Source organism: Nitrosospira briensis (assembly GCF_900115125.1).
Lineage (GTDB): Bacteria > Pseudomonadota > Gammaproteobacteria > Burkholderiales > Nitrosomonadaceae > Nitrosospira > Nitrosospira briensis_A.
The window spans coordinates 1-1116 of sequence record NZ_FOVJ01000020.1 but is presented as its reverse complement, the minus strand read 5'-3'; the positions used below and the strand labels follow the sequence as shown (position 1 = coordinate 1116).

1 protein-coding gene and 1 pseudogene are annotated in these 1116 nt (G+C 54.6%); both read left to right on the top strand.

Annotation, left to right across the window (positions count from 1 at the left end; translation table 11 throughout):
• Positions 1-151: 151 nt before the first annotated feature.
• Positions 152-970: pseudogene (locus BMZ14_RS14570) on the top strand (DDE-type integrase/transposase/recombinase); the annotation flags it as partial.
• On the top strand, positions 931-1116 hold a 186-nt coding region (locus BMZ14_RS15555), incomplete at its 3' end, for an integrase core domain-containing protein (protein WP_256208685.1). The pseudogene BMZ14_RS14570 and the gene BMZ14_RS15555, both read left to right, overlap by 40 nt.

Here is a 1116-nt window from a genome sequence, read left to right as displayed (position 1 = left end):
TTGAAAAGGAAAGGAGTCGTGACGTGAAGAAGAGCAAGTATACGGAGCAGCAGATTGCATTTGCCCTGAAGCAGGCTGAGCTTGGCACGCGGTTGAAGAGGTCTGCAGGAAGATGGGTATCAGCGATGCCACCTTCTACAACTGGAGGAAGAAGTACGGTGGGCTGGGTCCCTCCGAGCTCAGGCGTGAAGCAACTGGAGGAAGAGAACGTCAAGTTGAAGCGCCTGGTAGCCGACTTGAGCCTGGACAAGAGCATGCTGCAGGACGTGCTGTCAAAAAAGCTTTAAAGCCTTTCCACAAGCGCATTCTGATTGAGGAGCTTTGCAACCATTACCGCGCCAGCTTGAGGCAGGCCTGCGCATTGCTGAGGATGTCGAGTTTGGTATACAGGTATAAGTCGCGAGCCCGTGATTCGTCGGTATTGCGCATGCGCATCAAGGAAATCGCGGCAACAGGCGTGCATTATGGTTACCGCAGAGTGCATGTTCTGTTGCAGCGGGAAGGCTTTGAAGACAATCACAAACGTGTCTACCGGCTCTACCGCGAGGAGGGGTTGTCGTTACGTCTCAAGCGTCCCAAGCGCAACAAGTCGGCGCGACTGCGCCAGCCCAAACATGAGGTGACGGCGATCAATCAGATCTGGAGCATGGATTTCGTTGCCGATGCACTGTTCGATGGCAGACGCCTGCGGGCACTGGCAGTAGTGGATAACTATACCCGGGAGAGCCTGGCCATCGAGGTAGGCCAGAACTTGAAAGGAGAAGACGTCGTAAACACACTCAACCGTATTGCAATTGAGCGGGGATTACGTGCTACGATCAAGGTCGATAATGGCAGCGAGTTCATATCAAAGGCCATGGACAAGTGGCCTATGAGCGCGGCGTTGAACTCGACTTCAGCCGTCCGGGCAAACCCACCGACAACGCCAAGGTGGAAAGCTTCAATGGTCGATTACGGCAGGAGTGCCTGAATGCACATTGGTTTCTGTCCCTGGAGGACGCCAGGCACAAAATAGACGAATGGCGGCAGTACTATAATGAGACGCGTCCCGACTCTGCATTGCAGTGGGCAACTCCCGCTGAATTCGCCCGCCAGGCAAGGGAAAATGCCTTGTCC